At 62.3% G+C, this 17,290-nt stretch carries 12 protein-coding genes and 2 pseudogenes; 10 read left to right on the top strand and 4 right to left on the bottom strand.

All coding sequences use genetic code 11. The annotated features are described in order from the left end of the window. Positions 1-109 precede the first annotated feature (109 nt). Positions 110-766: an SEC-C metal-binding domain-containing protein gene (locus CRO48_RS28145; RefSeq protein ID WP_097143009.1), complete on the bottom strand. Its 657-nt coding sequence runs from the start codon at positions 764-766 to the stop codon at positions 110-112. A 30-nt stretch (positions 767-796) separates the two neighbouring features. Continuing rightward, entirely contained in the window at positions 797-1,033 is a 237-nt protein-coding gene (locus CRO48_RS28140) for a hypothetical protein (protein ID WP_097143008.1), read from the bottom strand. Between the two features lie 355 nt (positions 1,034-1,388). Here CRO48_RS28140 and CRO48_RS28135 point away from each other — a divergent pair, with 355 nt between their 5' ends. Further along, positions 1,389-2,393 (top strand): C2H2-type zinc finger protein, encoded by a 1,005-nt coding sequence (locus CRO48_RS28135; RefSeq protein ID WP_172965694.1) that lies wholly within the window; start codon positions 1,389-1,391, stop codon positions 2,391-2,393. Here the strand turns inward: CRO48_RS28135 and CRO48_RS28130 are convergent. Beyond that, positions 2,386-3,081, bottom strand: a complete 696-nt coding sequence (locus CRO48_RS28130) for an alpha/beta fold hydrolase (protein WP_245423696.1) — start codon at positions 3,079-3,081, stop codon at positions 2,386-2,388. The two genes, CRO48_RS28135 and CRO48_RS28130, sit on opposite strands and share 8 nt — an antisense overlap. Here CRO48_RS28130 and CRO48_RS33120 point away from each other — a divergent pair. The 5 genes and pseudogenes from CRO48_RS33120 to CRO48_RS28110 all read left to right on the top strand — a co-directional run bounded on the left by CRO48_RS33120 (position 3,028) and on the right by CRO48_RS28110 (position 9,403). Then, entirely contained in the window at positions 3,028-3,180 is a 153-nt protein-coding gene (locus tag CRO48_RS33120; RefSeq protein ID WP_245423698.1) for a hypothetical protein, read from the top strand. The two genes, CRO48_RS28130 and CRO48_RS33120, sit on opposite strands and share 54 nt — an antisense overlap. A 243-nt stretch (positions 3,181-3,423) precedes the next feature. Further along, a pseudogene (locus CRO48_RS28125) lies at positions 3,424-5,985 on the top strand (strawberry notch-like NTP hydrolase domain-containing protein); the annotation flags it as partial. A 146-nt stretch (positions 5,986-6,131) separates the two neighbouring features. Beyond that, entirely contained in the window at positions 6,132-7,658 is a 1,527-nt protein-coding gene (locus CRO48_RS28120; protein ID WP_097143005.1) for a tyrosine-type recombinase/integrase, read from the top strand. A gap of 228 nt (positions 7,659-7,886) precedes the next feature. Further along, positions 7,887-8,402, top strand: a complete 516-nt coding sequence (locus tag CRO48_RS28115) for a tyrosine-type recombinase/integrase (protein WP_235918694.1) — start codon at positions 7,887-7,889, stop codon at positions 8,400-8,402. Next, on the top strand, positions 8,399-9,403 hold the full coding sequence (locus CRO48_RS28110) for a tyrosine-type recombinase/integrase (RefSeq protein ID WP_097143004.1): 1,005 nt from the start codon (positions 8,399-8,401) through the stop codon (positions 9,401-9,403). The genes CRO48_RS28115 and CRO48_RS28110 overlap by 4 nt, the downstream gene beginning before the upstream one ends. A 39-nt stretch (positions 9,404-9,442) precedes the next feature. On the opposite strand, the gene CRO48_RS28105 is transcribed toward CRO48_RS28110, so the two are convergent. Beyond that, entirely contained in the window at positions 9,443-11,884 is a 2,442-nt protein-coding gene (locus CRO48_RS28105; RefSeq protein WP_097143003.1) for a TOTE conflict system archaeo-eukaryotic primase domain-containing protein, read from the bottom strand. A gap of 220 nt (positions 11,885-12,104) precedes the next feature. Here CRO48_RS28105 and CRO48_RS28100 point away from each other — a divergent pair. The 4 genes and pseudogenes from CRO48_RS28100 to CRO48_RS28085 all read left to right on the top strand — a co-directional run. Next, positions 12,105-13,883, top strand: a pseudogene (locus CRO48_RS28100) (strawberry notch C-terminal domain-containing protein); the annotation flags it as partial. Further along, positions 13,883-14,920, top strand: coding sequence for a DUF7146 domain-containing protein (locus CRO48_RS28095; protein WP_097143002.1), 1,038 nt, complete (start codon positions 13,883-13,885; stop codon positions 14,918-14,920). The pseudogene CRO48_RS28100 and the gene CRO48_RS28095, both read left to right, overlap by 1 nt. A gap of 329 nt (positions 14,921-15,249) precedes the next feature. Beyond that, the gene (locus CRO48_RS28090) at positions 15,250-16,185 is read left to right on the top strand and encodes a DUF2493 domain-containing protein (protein ID WP_097143020.1); all 936 of its coding nucleotides are present in this window, start codon (positions 15,250-15,252) and stop codon (positions 16,183-16,185) included. A gap of 163 nt (positions 16,186-16,348) precedes the next feature. Next, the gene (locus CRO48_RS28085; protein ID WP_097143001.1) at positions 16,349-16,765 is read left to right on the top strand and encodes a hypothetical protein; all 417 of its coding nucleotides are present in this window, start codon (positions 16,349-16,351) and stop codon (positions 16,763-16,765) included. Positions 16,766-17,290: the final 525 nt, after the last annotated feature.

The following is a 17,290-nucleotide window of genomic DNA, read 5'->3' as shown; positions in this document are numbered from 1 at the left end:
GCGGGGCCGGTATGATCGGCCCCGCAATTGCGCTGCTCTTCAGAAATGGCGTTCCGCTGTCCGGCGGAGCGCCTTTTCTTATTTTGCGTTCAAAATTCCGACCCACAATTCAAGGATGGAGCTGTATCAATGGCGAACAGCATTTCTTGAATTTCTTGCCGCTCTGGCAAAAGCAGCGGTCATTTGGTCCAGTGTTGCGAGCGAGATCGACGAAGACGGCGCCAAGGCTTTGCTGGACGTCTCGTCCGAGTGCTGCGAGATAGGTGCGGTCCATGGTGGACTGGTTTCCCACGGAATGCCGTTCGATGGTTCGCTGCAACGTGTCGGCAGCCCGTATCCAATCCGGAACGCTGGCAAACTGGCCGAGGCTCTTCTTGATGTTGATCAGCCGCTTTTGCCCAACGAAATCGTATGTGCGGGCACGGTCCGGGAGAAACAGGATTCTAGTCTCACCGTTTATCGGCGGGGTGATGTCGAGCAACGCCCCGTCCTTCTCCCAAACCGCATGATGTTCCGCCTCGATGAACACGCGCGGCCATTCCCAGATCAGCCAGCCGTAGACGAGCGATCCGCCGTCACGGTCCACCTTGGCCGCGACATTGTTGAAGCATTCTGACGGTTGCGCCTCATTATCGGGCTGGACTGCGATGTAGGACGGCTTGGCGTCGGCATTGATACCGGCGCAGAACGCCCGTACGGCCGGGCTTAGCTCCTTCGGCGACGTCGTATAGCTCTTCTTGAACAGGTCGGTGCTGATTGCGGGCACGCCGATCCCCCGGGTTCGGTGTTACGGCGATCAGTCACGACGCACGACGACGACATGTGACAGGCCCCGGTCGACGGCCTGCTCCTTCGCCCGCTCTATCACCTCGTTCAGAAGCATGTCGAAGGGACCGGAGCCTCCCCAGTCCTTTTCGTCGCTGATGTGAAAATAACCTTTGTCACTCGTCCCGGGAACGCCGTCCCTGTGAACGCGCACAACGATGTGACGTTCGTCCGGCATGTCGGGCGGCGCCCAGATGACTGTTACCATTTTTCGGCCTCCATAACCCATGCACTCCCGTCACCATAGCGTCATCGACAAGACGGGCCATATCTGCACCAAGAATCATCCTGTACAGGGATGATATCTCAACCAATGGCGGACAGTTCCGATTTATGATTTTCTCCTTCTTATTTCCTTCGGAATAGTAGTTTGAATATCCGGCGAAACAATATTCGTCGTTGCATTGGGAGGGCGCATGGAAATCGAAGGACAAACGATCCGGGCGATATGGGATGCGTTGCAAAGACCGGAACCGTCCGATCGCCCTTTTCCGGCTTCGTTGGCTACAAGGATTACTGAGACTGGATGGGCATCGACAGCCGATATCGAAGATTTGCTGCTTATGCTCGACCGCAGATTGGATCCGCCTGCGGTCATTGATATCGAAAAATTCGCCGCCGCGCTGGACCTGCCGTTCCGCGCTGTCTTCTCGCGCCCGAAACATCGTCTCGATGACGGTTTCGGTCACTCCATGCTTTCCGCGATCGATACCGCCGCCTTTTGCATCTTCATCGAACGGCTGGGTTTCCGGAGCGACCTGACGATCTTGTGCGCTCGGCTCATGGGGGCAATTCCGCCGGTTTCCCATCTGAACGAGGACGAGATCTCGGTTCTCTTCTATGAGCAGAACCGTCATCGCATGCCGCCTGTAACCCTCTCGGCGCCTCACCGGCCATGGCGGGGAATGCGCACGATGCGACACAAGACCGGATCGGGTTACCGACTGGAGTATGTAATTGATGACGATGGTGAGCCACTGTGGCTGAAGATCGTCGCCCCGAAATATCGCAAGCGGCCGGAAACACAATCCGTGACCTGCCCCGATTGCGGAATGCTCTACGTCAAGGGCCTGCGAACCGACGAACAGGCGCACCGGTCGTTCCACCGCAAGCGTTTTGCCATCATCGATCCGAAGCCGAACCGGCAATTCGCCGATGCGTTGTCCCGCGATCTCGACGCTTCCTGGGTGGATGCGTCGTCTCCGAAATGGAAACGCAAGGCGGTCTATGATCGGGCGTTGGAGTTCAAGCGCGAGCTCGGCTACGACTTCGTGCAATGGGAGATCGATCCCGATCACGATGGCGAAGCGGTCGGATTCCTGTTTTCCGACGACGCGGATCGGATTGTCGGAGCCTGCGCGTTTCGCCCCCAGCCGGCTGGACGCGGCGACCACCCCTGGCGGCTCGACTGGATATGGATGTGCCCCGATGCGCGGCGCCGGGGTCTGTTGGGGCGCCAGTGGGATCGCTTTCGTCAGAGGTTCGGTGTCTTCGACATCGAGCCGCCGATCTCGGAAGCGATGCAGGCGTTTTTACGCAAGCGAGGATGCGCCGGTCTGATCAGGTGATCGTTTCGAGGAATTCGGCCAGCAGTCTGTTGAACGCCTGCGCCTCCTCGCGATGGACGGCATGCCCTGTCCCGGCGAGCCGGATTGGCTTGCCCGTCCAGACGTTCCGGTAAGAGAGGCTGTCGACATAGTCCAGATTGACGACCGGATCGTCGGCGCCGTTGATGATCAGCAGGGGTATTGCCGTCGTTTCGGCCACCTTACGCTGGTCGCTGGTTTTGCCGGCCTGTGCGTCTTCCATCATATATTGCCGCGCCCGACCGTCGGTGCGCCAGATAGCGGCGAGGAATGTTTCATTGCCCTCGTCCTGTTTCCCGAGCGCCATCCTGGCGATCATCCCGACCTGTTCTTCGGTGATGACGAGGCTGCCGGTATAGGCCATGTCCGGGCTGGGCACGAAGCCGGCGATCAGTCCCTCGATGCTGTTCTCGATCGGCGGCGTACCGAAAATGATCGCGCCGGCAATCGACTTTTCGACACGCGCGAGCAGTTCCAGAGTGATATGGCCACCGAGCGAATGGCCGAGCAGCGCGTATCGTGTGACGCCGATCCCGGCCAACAATTCGGAAACGGCGTTCGCATAGCCGGTCATGCTGTAGCTTCGGCGTGGGTCTGTCGCGTCGGATGAGCCTCCGTGACCGGGCAGGTCGATGGCAATGGTTCGGTACGTGTTCCCGAAGGCGGTGATCTGGAGCGCAAAGCTCTCTTTGCAAATAGAGTTGGCGTGCAACATCACAAGCGCAAGCCCATCGGCGCGATTATCGTAAAAGGCTATTCTGCCGTCTGATGTGTCGAAAAACTGTTCTTCCATATGTTCTCTCGTGTCGCTTGTCGTTCACGTCGCCGTCCCGGATTTGACGGAGACGGTAGCCGCACATGTTCACGACGCGGGGGAACGGCGCAATGTGCAGATCTGCATGTAACGGCGGTTGTTGGAAAGGAAGAGGGCCGTGGGACGGGGCGAGTCCCGGCGGTCGAGAGAGAGCGCTGACGGGGCTTGTCCTGTTCCCGCTCTCACGAGGACTACTCCATGTACATCATGTTGCCCGCGGCCGATGCTTCTGCCGCACCGCTTCCGCTCGATCGCGAACCGGCCGCTCCGTCTGCCGCTATACTCGCCGCGGCCAATCTGCTGCTTCCCCATCTCGAACGCGGCCAACCAGTCGACACCGGCATGCTGCGTGTCGCCATGGAAACGACGTTCGGCGCCTCCGATGCGTCGGGTGTCTGGGACTGGAAGGAGGCTTACGAGGCCGGCGAGATAGCGACCGTCCTGTTCCTGCGCAAATACGGAAAGACGCTGTTCCGTAAAGCAGGACAGCCGGCTTTGCGTCTTTCAGCGCTCATTAAAATAGCCGCGCTTCTGCCGACCCATACACGCCGCTCGGAAGAATCTCAGGCGCTCCAGCAGTTCTCGACGCCTGTGCCTTTGGGGCTTGCGGCCCTGACGGCGGCGGCGATCACGCCGGACGATCGCGTACTGGAGCCTTCGGCCGGCACGGGCCTCCTCGCCATTCTGGCCGAAATCAGCGGCGGCACGCTTCTCCTCAATGAGTTGGCTGGAATCCGCGCCGATCTGCTCGCCTCGCTGTTTCCAGCCAACACCGTCACGCGCGTCGATGCGGCCCAGATCGACGATCATCTCGCACCGAAAGCCGTACCGTCCGTGGTGCTGATGAATCCGCCGTTCTCGGCGCTCGCGAACGTCTCAGGCCGTGTCGCCGACGCAGGCTTTCGCCATATCGCCTCGGCGCTGAACCGCCTCGCGCCGGGTGGGCGGCTGGTGACGATCACCGGCGCCAATGTCGGCCCGGATCTTGCCGACTGGCGTGACGCCTTCACGCGGTTGCAGGAGCGTGGCCGCATCGTCTTCACCTCCGCCGTCGCCGGCTCGGTCTATCGCAAACATGGCACGACTTTTCCGACGCGGCTCACCGTCATCGATAAGCTGCCCGCCGACGATCCGGCCGTCTTCCCGGCTGCGCCGGGGATCGCGCCCGATGTCGCCACGCTGCTGGGCTGGATCGAGGCTCAGGTGCCGCCGCGGTTGCCGGTCACGCTGCCGGAAACCACAGCATCACGCTCGGCGGCAACGCCACGATCCGTGCGCGGCTATCTCGCGCGCTCGGCTTCGTCGCGTCCGGCTGCTGCTGTGGCCGCCGATCCAGAAGGCATCGAGCTGGCCTATGAGACCGTGGACTGGACTGCGGCCGAAGGCGCGCATCTGACGGACGCCATTTACGAGGAATACGGATTGCAGTCGATCCGTATTCCCGGCTCGACGGCCCATCCGACCAAGCTGGTGCAGTCGGCAGCGATGGCGAGCATTGCGCCGCCGAAGCCGGCCTATCGGCCGACGCTGCCCGCGAACATTCTCGGCCTCCTGTCCGACGCGCAGTTGGAGACCGTCATCTATGCCGGCGAGGCGCATGGCGAATATCTCGCTGGATCGTGGACAGTGGACGAGACCTTCGATGTCATCCAGGCCGCGCCCGCCGACGCCAAGCGTGCCGTCCGCTTCCGCCGCGGCTTCATGCTCGGCGACGGGACCGGCGCGGGGAAGGGACGCCAATCGGCTGGCGTCATCCTTGACAACTGGCTGCGCGGCCGCCGCAAGGCTGTATGGATCAGTAAATCCGACAAGTTGATCGAAGACGCGCAGCGCGATTGGTCGGCTCTCGGCATGGAGCGCCTTCTGGTGACGCCGCTCTCGCGCTTCCCGCAGGGCGGGCCTATCACGCTCTCGGAAGGCGTCCTATTTACAACCTATGCCACGCTACGCTCCGACGACCGTGGCGAGAGGGTTTCGCGCGTCCGGCAGATCGTTGAATGGTTGGGCTCCGATTTCGATGGAGTGATCATTTTCGACGAAAGCCATGCGATGCAGAACGCCGGCGGCGGCAGGGGAGAACGAGGCGACGTTGCCGCCTCGCAACAGGGGCGCGCTGGCCTCCGGCTTCAGCACGCCCTGCCGGATGCGCGCGTCGTCTATGTCTCGGCGACCGGCGCCACCACCGTCCACAATCTCGCCTATGCCCAGCGGCTCGGCCTCTGGGGTGGCGAGGATTTCCCCTTCGCCACACGCGCCGAATTTGTGGAGGCCATCGAGGACGGCGGCGTCGCGGCCATGGAGGTCCTGGCTCGCGATCTGCGCTCGCTCGGCCTCTACACCGCCCGCTCGCTCTCTTACGACGGCGTGGAATACGAACTGGTCGAGCATCAGCTCACCGACGAGCAGCGCCGCATCTACGACGCCTATGCCGGGGCGTTCGCCATCATCCATAACCATCTCGACGCAGCGATGCAGGCCGCCAACATCACCGGCAGCGACGGCACGCTGAACAGGCAGGCCAAGTCGGCCGCCCGCTCGGCCTTCGAGTCGGCCAAGCAGCGCTTCTTCGGCCATCTGCTGACGTCGATGAAGACGCCGACCCTGATCCGCTCGCTCGAGCGCGACCTCGAGCACGGCCATGCCGCCGTGATCCAGATCGTCTCGACCGGTGAAGCGCTGATGGAACGGCGGCTTGCCGAGATCCCGACCGAGGAATGGAACGACGTCCGCGTGGACATCACGCCCCGCGAATATGTGTTATCCGGAGCTCCGGATAAGACATAATATGCCGCGTCGGCGTTATGCTGAGTTCGGGGTTTCAAACTGTTGTTCTTCTGATTCATTTTCGGGTTTCCGCTTTGGATAATCATGATGTCTCTGCTCTCAACCGCAGAAGGACATCTCCAATGAACTCCCCCTCCAACTCTCCGCTCGGTGGCCATGCCGAGGCCGATGACCGCACTCTCGTCCGCAGGTATTTCACGGATAATCCCGGGCTGTCGGCGGGCGCGCTGAGTGCCGCCCGACATTTCCTGAAGTGGGTACGCGCCCGGAAGATCCCGATCAGAGACCTCGATGTATCGGCAGTGAATCGGTTCCTGCGCCATCGCTGCCGTTGCGGCCACTACAGACCTGCGCAATTGCGCAACCCGGCCTACGCGACCGATACCCGCAGGTTCCTGAGTTATCTCGAAGCCACCGGAATGGTCTTCATTGCCGATGACATCGCACGGCTCGCGCAATACCTGCAGGCCTATGCCGGGAAGCTCCGCGCCGCCCGTTACAGCGAAGTGACGTATTCGATGCGACTGAGCCAGGCGCGCCATTTCGCGGAATGGGCGCTGCAGATGCGTGTTCCGGCCCACGGGCTCGATGATGTCATTATCGACCAGTTCGCACATCATGATTGCCGATGCGGGATCAAAACCAAGCGCGGCAAACGGGTCAAGGGTTCAGGAACCAGGGATCGTCGTCGTGGTGCTCGTGCTTTTGTGCGGTTCCTTAGGGATGAGGGTCTGGTTCCGGTCGAAGAGCCTGACTGCGTCACCGCCTGCGATCCGCGCCTAACCGCGTTTGCGGAATGGCTGCACCGTGAACGTGGGGTAACGTCCGAGACCGTGCGGCGCTATGTGAACGAAGCGGACCGCTGGCTGGAGCGCCTTGGGGCAGCCCCGAAGGATTACAACGCGGCGGCAATCCGGTCGATCGTTCTGGATCAGGGCGAAGAGCGCTCCCGATCATCCGTACGCATGACGGTCACCGTGCTGCGTTCCTTCCTGCGCTTCACCATCATTCAAGGTGAATGCGCCCCGGCGCTTCTCCATGCGGTACCACCCGCTGTTCGGCGCAGGCTTTCGACCGTCCCGCGCACCATACCCACCGCGAAGATCGAAGAGATCATAGCCTCCTGTCGCACCGATACGCCGGTCGCGATACGGGACCGCGCCATTCTCCTCCTCCTCGCCCGGTTGGCCCTGCGCGCGGGAGACATCTGGCAACTGCGCCTGTCCGATATCGACTGGCGCGCGAGCCGGTTGCGATTGCATGGCAAGGGTAGACGCGGAGTGATGATGCCTCTGCCGCAGGATGCAGGCGATGCGGTGCTGGCCTATATCGAGGATGCTCGTCCGGTGGTCGCCACGGACAGAGTTTTTCTGCGAACCCAGGCTCCTTTCACCCCACTGCGATCCGCCGCCGAGATCGCCGGGATCGTTTCCCGTGTCCTGAACCGCGGCGGCTTTGCCGGCTTGCCGACCGGCTCACATGTCTTTCGCCATTCACTGGCGTCCGCCTGGTTACGCGGCGGTGCGGATCTTGACCAGATCGGTGTCGCGCTGCGCCACACCTCCCGCTATACGACAGCGATCTATGCCAAGGTCGATGTCGAGATGCTGGCAGAGGTAGCGCAGCCATGGCCGGGATGCGCGTCATGATGCATCACGATGTCGACCGCTTCGTCCAACTCAATCGCGCTCTTGGAATGAAGTTTGCCGCGCAAGAGACATCCTTGCGCGCCTTCGCGGATTTTGCCGCGGAACGTTCCATCACGCATGTGACGACCGCGCTGATCCTGGAATGGGCCGGTGGCGCCGCGACGCCTTATGCAGCGCAGGCCCGGTTTGATCGCGCCCGTGCCCTGACCATGTTTCTGCACGCGGAAGATGCGCGGCACGAGATACCGGCGATGGGCCTGCTGGGCCGTTCACGCCGACGGCGACGACCTGACGGAGGATGGCCTCATGATCCGCAAGGGCAAGTTCGGCAAGAGCCGCCTCGTACCGATACATCCTTCAACCCGCGCCGCGCTGGAACGGTATCTCGAAGCCCGCAGTGCCGTGCGCCATCCGGGCGATGATCTCTTCGTTCTGGGCCACGGCCGCGCCCCGACGGCGACAAGGGTTTACGTGGTCTTCGTTCGGATCGTGCGCAAGCTCGGTTATCGCAACCCAACAGGCCCTGGCCCCCGTGTGCACGATCTGCGCCATACATTCGCAGTGCGATCTCTCGAAGCTTGCGGGCACGATCCACAGGCGGTGTTGCGGCACATGAAGGCGCTGAGCACCTATCTCGGCCATGTCGATATCGCCAATACCTACTGGTACCTCGAGGCCACGCCGGTCCTGCTGAAGATGATCGCGTCGACCGCCGAAGATATCTGGATCGGAGGTACGGCATGACCCCGCTTGCTCCCGATCTTTCGGCCTTCCTGCGAACCCATCTCCCGGGCGACTGCGGAGCGAGCCGACATACCATCGCGGCCTATGCCCACGCGTTCACCCTTCTGCTGCGGTTTGCGGCGGGGCGGCTCAAGCGAACCCCTTCGGAACTCGCCATAGAAGACCTTGATGTGCAGATGATCAGGGCGTTCCTTGAACATATCGAGGAAGGGCGCGCCAACTCCGTCCGGTCCCGCAACGCGCGGCTGGCGGCGGTCAAATCGTTCTTCCGTTTCGTCGAACATCGACACCCAGCATGTCTTGAGCAGGCGATGATGATCCGGGCCATGCCGATCAAGCGGACAGATGCCAAGCTGATCGACTATCTGACCAGGGAAGAAGTCCGTGCCCTGCTTGCCGCGCCGAACCGTCACACGCCGGGTGGATTGCGGGACGGGGCGATGCTGCATCTGGCCTATGCCGCAGGGTTGAGGGCATCCGAACTGCTCGCGGTGCGAATGGACGATTTTCCCGAAGTTTCGTTGTCCAGCGTTCGGATCCTGGGCAAGGGGCGGCGGGAGCGCGTCCTGCCGCTCTGGAAGGAGACCCAAGCCACCATTCGCGCGTGGCTGGCTGTCCGGCCAGGCAATGTGGGGCCCGAACTGTTCCTGAACCGTGATGGTCGCCAGATGACACGGGACGGGTTCGCCTACAGGCTCAGGCAGCATGTGGCGACCGCCGAAGGCTTGGCACCCTCGATCGCCGCAAAGCACGTGACCCCGCATGTGCTGCGGCACAGCTGCGCCATGCATACGCTTCAGGCTACCGGCGATATCCGCAAGGTCGCGCTCTGGCTTGGACATACCAGCATCCAGACGACGGAGATGTATCTGCGCGCGGACCCGGCCGAGAAGCTCGCACTTCTGGATGCGCATCATGCCCCGCTGATCAAACCCGGCAAATTCCGGGAACCCTCGGACAAGCTGATGCAGATATTGGCCGTCGCGACACAGAGATCCTGACTGATCGGGCAGAATTGGTGTCCCGCTATCGGCGGGGCGCTATTCCATCACATAGCCGAGCGCCCGATAGCCGGTCCGTCGTTTGGCGGCCATTCTGGCGAGGACCGGGACCGAACTGTCGACATAATCGACCACCAGCACGTCCTTCTTTTCGTCATGCCGCCGATGCAACCTGCCGACATATTGCGCCAGCGTGCCTTTCCAGGCGATCGGCATTGTCAGGAACAGGGTGTCGAGCCGGGCGTCATCGAAGCCCTCGCCGATATAACGCCCTGTCGCGAGGATCAGCCGTTCCTCATCATCATCGACATTCAGCGCCGCATGCGCGGCATTCCGGTCCTTTGCGGACATGCCGCCACGGAGTACGACGATGTTTTTCACAAATCGGGAGAGTCGTTGATGAAGATGCTCGAGGTGATCCTTCCGCTCGGTCAGTACGATCGGTGAGCGTTTGACCTCAAGCGATTTCAACACGTCATTGAAGATCAGATCGTTTCGGGCCTCATCCTCCGCCAGAGCGGCATAGATTGCGGGGATGGACGGGCGTTCGGCTATGGCGAGGGCCTCCGGCAATCTGAATCTCGTATGACGTTCCCGCGCCCGATGGTGAAGGCCGTTTTCTGCTGCCTGTGATTTGGCGCTTACCTGATGGCGTACCGGACCGCATTGCATGAAGATGATCGGGTGATGCCCGTCTTTCCGGGCGACCGTTGCCGACAATCCCGTAACATAGCGCGCCTTCGATCTGCGGGCGACAAGCTCAAAGCTTGCAGCGGACAGGTGATGGCACTCATCGACGACAAGATGGCCGTAATCGGCAACGATATCGTCAACTTCGCCCTTGCGAACCAGGCTCTGGATCAGCGCCACGTCGATCACACCGGTGGGTTTGCGCTTTCCCGCGCCAATGGTGCCGATCTGCTTCGGGTCAATCTGCAGAAAGGACTTGAGGCGCTCGATCCATTGGCTAAGGAGTTCGCGACGATGAACAAGAACCAGCGTATTGCTGGCACGACGCGCGATCAGCGCCGAGGCCACAACCGTCTTGCCGAATGCGGTCGTGGCGGCAAGCACGCCGGTATCGTGTTCGGCCAATGCTTCGAACGCTCGCGATTGCTGTTGGCGAAGTTCGCCACGGAAGCAGACCGTCTCAGGCAAGCGGGTTCCGTCTTCACGCAAATCGTCCAGTTCGGCTCTCACACCGTGATCGGACAGGAACCCGACCACTTCGTCGAAGCTGCCGCGCGGCAGGGCGACGTGTCGGGGATGCAGTTCGGCACAGGACACAATGCGCGGCTTTCCGAATGTCGGCAGCCGCATCGCCTGCGCGCGATAGAATTCGGGGTTCTGGAACGCGGCCAGTCGCACCAGTTGGGCAACCATGGCCGAAGGCAACTCCGAGCGGTCGATATAGATCTGGTCGGCAATCGTTACCTTGATGGTCGGTGGAACGGGCACGTCGAGGCGTCGCGCCGTGCTGCGGCGTGACGGAGTCATCTTCCAGGGTTCGTCCGCCTGTTCGTCATCCACAGGCATGCGCACGCCCAGTATCCGCCCGGAAAGCTCGGCGGCTTCGACGAGCTTGGTCACCGCTGCCGCAGACAATCTCGGCAAGGAGGACAAATAGGCCCACTGATCGTCATACGGCCGCATGCCCGCGTCCACAAAGACGCTGTTGCCAGCCTTGCGCGCGGTGTTCTGGAGCGGCAGTGCGATCAGGTTGCCGAAGCCGCCGAGCGGCATGATATCCTGATTTGGAAACAGCCGGTCATAGGAAGCAAAACCGATTTCCGGCCGCCGCTCCATCGTTTCGGTGATCAGAACTGATCCAAACTGGCGTGCCACACGGGCAGAGACCGGTTCGGAGAAGAAGATCCAGATATGACCGCCATTTCCAGATCTCGATCGTTCCAGCGCTGCGGGAACGCCCTTTGCCCGACAGGTTTCGAGCAGCGCATTCGCGTCATCCGCCCAGGATGCCTTGTCAAAATCCGCCGCCAGAAACCAGCATGTATCACCGGATAGTAGCGGATAGACGCCGGCTACAAAATCGCCACTTCGGCCATCGCCACCGCGCAGGTGTTTTTCCATGACACTTTCGTCCGGCGGGATGAACTTCTGATGGAGGCATTCACCGCATTTGACCTTCGGTTTGCCGCATATTCCTTTCACCCATTCGTTGGCACAAGCAGGCGAATACCCCGAGCGACCGGTCTTCCTGTTGTCCCATCGCAACGGGAACACGTCAGGCCGACCGGCGAACAGGCTTCGGAACAGGTCAACCTTTTCGTGCGACGGCGAAGCATTCGTGACGGAGGCGTTCTCGAAGGAGGGCTGTTTCACGGTTGGCGCGGGCTCTGCAGCAAGACGAGCCTCAAGTGCCGCCATCTCGCGCTGAAGCTCATGCCGTTCAGCATCCAGATCGGCCAGCCGCGCTCGAACCCGCGTCAGGTTTTCCTCAATATCGTTCTTGTCGGTCACGCGTGATTTCCACCCAGTCTCTTCTGTCCCGCCCAGCATAATGCGCGGAAGAGGCCGGCGTAAGAAGGTCGGCATTAAGAGTTGGAGGGGGAGTTCGTTGGGGATGTCCTTCTGCGATTGAGAGCAGAGGCATCATGATTATCCAAAGCGGAAACCGAAAATGAATCAGAAGAACAACAGATTGAAACCCCGAACTCAGCATAACGCCGACGCGGCATATTATGTGCTCGACTATCTCGCGCACAGCTTCCCGACGCAGCTCTACGAGCCTTACACCGACAGCGAGGGCAATCTGTCGTCGCGGCCGGTCTATCGCGACGGTCAGCCCGTCGAGAGCCGGGAAGCCGCTGCCCGCCGCGACGAGTTGATCGAGCGGCTCGCCTCGCTCCCGCCCGTTCCCGGTGCCCTCGACCAGATCGTCCAGCGCTTCGGCACCGACATGGTGGCAGAGGTGACGGGACGCTCCCGCCGGATCATCCGCAAGGGCGATCGCCTTGCCGTCGAAAACCGCGCCCCATCCGCCAACCTGGCGGAAACGGCCGCGTTCATGGACGACCAGAAGCGCATCCTGGTCTTCTCCGACGCTGGCGGTACCGGGCGCAGCTATCATGCCGAGCTGTCGGCGCGAAACCGGCGCCTGCGCGTCCACTATCTCCTCGAACCGGGCTGGAAGGCGGATGCCGCCATTCAGGGGCTCGGCCGTACCAACCGGACGAACCAGGCGCAGCCGCCCTTGTTCCGTCCGATCGCGACCGATGTGAAGGCCGAGAAGCGTTTCCTCAGCACCATCGCCCGGCGTCTCGATACGCTCGGCGCGATCACGCGCGGGCAACGCCAGACCGGCGGCCAGGGCCTGTTCCGGCCAGAGGACAATCTGGAAAGCACCTACGCCCGCAACGCGCTGCGCCAGCTCTATCTCCTGCTGGTTCGCGGCAAGATCGAGGGCTGCTCGCTGGATCGCTTCGAGGCAGCCACCGGCCTGAAGCTAATGGACAGCAACGGCATCAAGGATGAGTTGCCGCCCATCACGACTTTCCTCAACCGCTTGCTCGCGCTCACCATCGAGCTTCAGGGCATCCTGTTCACCGCCTTCGAGCAGTTGCTCGACGCCAAGGTGCAGGGTGCCATCGCCAGCGGCATCTATGACGTCGGGCTGGAAACGCTGACGGCGGAGAGCTTCGTCGTCATCGACCGCAAGACGATCTACACCCATCCGGCGACGGGCGCGCAAACGCGGCTGCTCACCATCACCGAGCGGCGGCACAACCGGCCGATGACGCTGGCGGATGCTCTTGCCTATGCCGACGATGATCTCGGCAAGCTGTTGATCAACGCCAAGTCTGGTCGGGCTGCCGTGCAGGTTCCAGCGCCTTCGCTCATGCTGGATGACGGAGAGATCGAACGGCGCGTGCGGCTGATCCGGCCCATGGAGCACTATCACGCTTCGCTGAAGATGATGGCGGAAAGCCACTGGGAAGAAACCGATCGAGAAACCTTCGCGGCGGTCTGGAACCGGGAAATCTCCGAGGTTCCGACCCATTCCGACAGCACCATTCACGTCGTCGCCGGACTCCTCCTGCCGGTGTGGAAACGCCTGCCGAATGAATCGACGCGCGTTTACCGGCTTCAGACCGATGACGGCGAGCGCATCATCGGTCGTCGCGTCTCTCCGGCCTGGGCGGCGAACGCCACCGCGACCGGAACGACCAGCCTGTCCGCCGAGGACGCCCATGCGGCGCTGATGGAGGGGCGGACGATCCTTGATCTCACCGAGGGCCTCCAGCTTCGCCGCGCTCGTGTCATGGACGCCAACCGGATCGAGCTTTCCGGCTTCACCGAGGCCATGCGCGAGCGGCTGCGCGCCTATGGTCTCTTCACCGAGATCATCTCGTGGAAACTGCGCTTCTTCGTGCCAGTCGATGCCCCAGGCGTCGCCGTGCTCGCAAAGCTGCTCGGCACCTATCCGGTCGAGCGGATCGGCGAGCGGGAGGCGGCGTGATGGCCCGTCACGATGCTTCCGATCTGGCAATCCGTCTCGGCCGACAGGCCGAGGCGGTCTGCCGCGAATACCTGTCTTCCGGCCGTCGCTCCGGCAACTACTGGCTGGTCGGGGATGTCCAAAACACCCCCGGACGCTCGCTGTATGTCCGTCTCAAGGACACCGCCAAAGGCCCGGCAGGAAAGTGGACCGATGGCGCGACGGGACAGCACGGCGACCTCCTCGACGTCATCCGCGAGGCGCTCGGCCTTGTCGACTTCAGGGATGTGGCCGAGGAAGCACGCCGGTTCCTCAGTCTCCCGCATCTCGAACCGGAAAAGACGAGAACACCGACCGGCAAGACGTCAAGCATCGCCATTGGTTCACCTGAAGCGTCACGGCGCCTCTTCGCCATGTCGCAGCCGATCGGCGGCACCCTTGCGGAAATCTACCTTGGAGGCAGGGCGATCACGTCGCTCTTTGGCACCGCCGCGCTGCGTTACCACCCGCAGTGCTATTACAGGCCCGACGAGCATTCGCGCACCGAGATCTGGCCGGCGATCGTCGCTTCCGTCACCGATCTCGCCGGACGGCAGACCGGTGCGCACCGCACCTGGCTTTCCCCGGACGGTTCGGGCAAGGCGCCTGTTGAGACGCCGAGACGGGCGATGGGCGACCTTTTCGGGCACGGCGTCTGCTTCGGGGTGGCCGGTGAGGTGCTCGCCGCCGGAGAGGGAATCGAAACCGTGCTGTCGCCCCGCATGGTTCTGCCCCACATGCCGATGATGGCGGCGCTCTCGGCCGCCCACCTCGCTGCCATCCTGTTCCCGTCGACGTTGCGCCGGCTCTATGTACTGCGTGATCGCGACCCGGCCGGCGACGGTGCCAGAGACAGCCTGATCACCAGAGCAGCGAGCGTCGGCATCGAGGCGATCCCGGTGTCGCCGATCGGCGGGGACTTTAACGACGATCTGCGCTGGCGCGGCGTCGACGCCCTCCGGGCGGCTCTGAAGGATCAGCTTCATCCCGAAGACGTCAGCCGGTTCATGGAGAGATGAGACGACCGGTGGAGGATGAGGCGCGGCCCCAGGGCATCTTCGCCTGCCGCCTCCATTCATCACTGGAAGCATCCTTCCCGTGTCGGAGAGGCCGGCGCCCACGGCCTTCTGAGAGGGCGATCGGCTCACAAGCTGGCCCGCCGGGCAATGGCGGCGGCCGACTATTTTCCGCCGCGTCCTGCGGACGCTTTGCATCGCGAAGCAAAATAGCCGGCCTTTGCCATCAAGGCCCTCGCGGGAGCGCGAGGGCTGCCAGGCCGTCCCGCCTGTGAGCTTCGACGCCTGCGAAGGCCGCGATGGGCGCGGTCTCCAGACAAAGGACGCTCCCGATGATGAACGAAGACGAGAACGCAGGCTTCGAACCGGACCACACCTCATCCTCCACCGATCATCTCCTCACCGAACTCCAGCTCTACGGCTGGCGCCCGTTTCAGGACGAACCCGATCCAAGGCCGCTGCCGGAAGGCACCATGGTCGCCGCCGCAGTCGCAGACATCTTCGACGCCCTTCTCGCTACGCTCGGCGACACCCGCCTCGAACCCGACCTCGACGATCTGCTTTGGGGGGCTGTCAACCTCTTTCACCGTGCCGCCGGCCGGGTCGAGCGCGAGCTTGACGATAACGAGCAGGCACAGCGCCGCCTTCAGAGGGAACAGGATGGCAGCGAGGTCAAGAGCGTCGAACTCGAACGCCTCACGGCAGAGGGCCAGACCCTGATCGAGCGGCGCAACAGCTTGGAACTCTTCCGAGACCTCTCGGCGGAAGCTTTCGAGCACCACACCGGCACGCCTTGGCGGCCGCGCACCGGCTCGATGGTCAACCATCGCTATCTGACCTCGGCGGTGATCGACAGCCGCGACTTCCTTGCCGCGAAACGCCGGGCTGAGAAGGAGTTGCTGCTGCCCGCCGGCCCCAGGGTTGCTCTGACCGGCGGCGCCGACTTCAATGACCATCGGCTGATCTGGGGGCGGCTCGATCAGGTCCATGCCAAGCACCCCGACATGGTGCTGTTGCACGGCGGCACGCCGAAGGGTGCCGAACTGATCGCCTCCCGCTGGGCCGACCACCGCAAGGTGCCGCAGATCGCCTTCAAACCCGACTGGACGAAGCATGGCAAGGCCGCGCCCTTCAAGCGAAACGACGCCTTGCTCGACACCCTGCCGGTCGGTGTCCTCGTCTTCCCCGGTACGGGGATTCAGGACAATCTCGCCGACAAGGCGAAGAAGCTTGGCATCCCGGTCATGAAGTTCGACGGCGGCGCGTAAAGCGCCGCCGCTCGGCGGCTGTTTCAATCGCCTTTACTTGACGTAAGTCCGTATTCGGGTTCAAATGAAACATCTTAGCAGCAACGGTGAATTGGCATAGTCGCAGGCGGAGCGTATTTCCCGGCAGCCTGTCTTGGTTCTCAACCGTTATGCGGAGGCTGCCATGACGCTGATTCTGCTTGCCATCTCCCTGACGATCACGCTCTGCGTCATCGCCTACAATTTCGCAATCTACGCTTTGCCCTTCATGGTCGGGCTGACCGCCTTCCAATATGTCTATGGAATGGAAGCCGGCTTCCTGATGTCGGGCTTCGCCGCCATCGGCACGGCGGTGCTTTCTGTGGCGCTGGTCATTGCCGTCGTGGGCTTTGCCAAGAACCCGGCTTTGCGCCTGACCGCGCTCGCCATATTCGCAATCCCGGCAACCATCGCTGGCTATGCGCTCGTTCACGGTGTCACGAAGAATTTTATCGATTCGACGATCGCCTTGAACCTGCTCGGTGGCGCCGGTGGCCTGTTCATCGGCATCGCGGCGATGCTCGATCTCAACGCGCTCGGCACGGCAGTTCTCTCACGCTGATGCGGCCTCGACCTACCGCTCCATGGAAAACCTGTGGTGGCTTAGGCCATCGTGCCTTCGGCTCCGCTTAGAGCGGGACGATTGAGTCAGCGCCGTGGTGGCCGTCATCTTCGGTCTGCTTGGCCCGGCTCTGGAAGCCGATCATCGGATGGTGATCCCATGCGCTGAATTGTGGTCACCTCCGTTGCGGTTGGTCCGCTTCGTATAGCGAGGCAGCCGTGAGCACCTTCATATTGCCGTCTCGCAATGCTGCTGGGCGTACCTTCAGACGCCGAGGCGGGAACAGTGCCAAGTACCTGCGGCCCGATAGCCGTCCTTGTCCCGATCTGCCTTCCGGCGGACGGAGCGCGGTGGCCGGTGAAGGGTTCCTTCGGATATGCTTGGCGTGTGAGGGTTTCGGCACAGAGCCTGTCAGGGTGCTATTGCCAGCAAGGACGATGGTTCTGCTGCGCATCCCCGTTTGTGCTCTCAAAGGCACCAATCCCTCCGACTGACTGATCCCCTAAGACCGTTCGGTTTCTGACC

Source organism: Rhizobium subbaraonis (assembly GCF_900220975.1).
Taxonomy (GTDB): domain Bacteria; phylum Pseudomonadota; class Alphaproteobacteria; order Rhizobiales; family Rhizobiaceae; genus Mycoplana; species Mycoplana subbaraonis.
Note: the sequence above shows the minus strand (reverse complement) of the source record. Positions and strands in the feature narration are given on the sequence as shown.